General features: G+C 38.5%; 1 protein-coding gene. It reads right to left on the bottom strand.

From position 1 onward, the window contains the following. A partial coding sequence (locus G5B12_RS17050; protein ID WP_174088962.1) for a recombinase family protein occupies positions 1-474 on the bottom strand: 474 nt, incomplete at its 3' end. Positions 475-641: the final 167 nt, after the last annotated feature.

Here is a 641-nt window from a genome sequence, read left to right as displayed (position 1 = left end):
TGCTGATGAAATTTTCTTGGACAAATCCAGGCTATACATATTGTATACCAGATTCTGCAATGCTACATTCATTCCACCAGTCATTCCGCTGCTTGCTGCACTGTCATAGCTGTCATTAATCGAAATAAATCGAATCTGTAGAAGTGGGAAAATATATTCAATATAAAATCCAACTTCCAGATAGTCTCTTCCGAATCTGGAAAAATCTTTTACAACTACACAGCCGATTTCTCCACTTTTCATGTCATCCTGCAGCTGTTGAAATCCCTGCCTTTTAAAATGAGTACCGCTGACACCGTCATCCACATATTCCAGGATATCTGCCTCAGCAACACCCAACTGATCAATCACAAATGATTTTAACAGAATTCTCTGAGAAGTTACACTGTCGCTCTCTTTTTTGGCTCTGCCATCTACATTGTCATCTTCTGCGGATAAACGGATGTAAACAGCTGTTTTTCTATGATCTGTCATCTTGACTGCGCCTCCTTCTCTTTCTTTAATTTCTGTAAATCTGCAAACTGATCGTCATATACCAGCTTGATCTCATAATCATACTTACCATGGATAATAATTGAATCCACAAAGGCATCTGCCATTTCTTTTGTCAGCTTACGCTTTGACATATAAGTATGTATCAC

The organism is Blautia sp. MSK.20.85, assembly GCF_013317245.1.
Taxonomy (GTDB): Bacteria; Bacillota; Clostridia; order Lachnospirales; family Lachnospiraceae; genus Blautia_A.
The sequence above is the reverse complement of the archived record's forward strand: the minus strand, read 5'-3'. Positions and strand labels throughout refer to the sequence as shown.